Source organism: Peribacillus sp. SIMBA_075, from assembly GCF_046534585.1.
This window is the reverse complement of record NZ_JAWRYN010000571.1, coordinates 1-273: the sequence shown is the minus strand read 5'-3', so window position 1 is coordinate 273 and position 273 is coordinate 1. Positions and strand designations below refer to the sequence as shown.

The 273-nt window shown below is 54.9% G+C and carries 1 pseudogene; it reads right to left on the bottom strand.

Features of this window, described 5'->3' with window-relative positions:
- A pseudogene (locus SB775_RS29440) lies at positions 1–246 on the bottom strand (sodium:solute symporter); the annotation flags it as partial.
- Between the last annotated feature and the right edge of the window lie 27 nt (positions 247–273).

Here is a 273-nt window from a genome sequence, read left to right as displayed (position 1 = left end):
CAATGAAGAAGCCGTGTAAACGCGCATCGCCAAATGAGGCAAGCCAAGCGCGCCGATCGTCAGCGCCGGGATGATGGAGAAATACCATTTCGGCGAGAACTGATAATCGAAGAACGATGGCAACGCGTCCATCATCGCCGGAACCATGTCCGAATACAGCAGCGGCGGGAAATACCAACCGGAAGCGCCGATCGCTTTCATGATTGCTGCAAGCGGCACGATGAACATCAAAGCGATGATGACCATCTGGATGGCCGCGTTATTCGTTGCCCC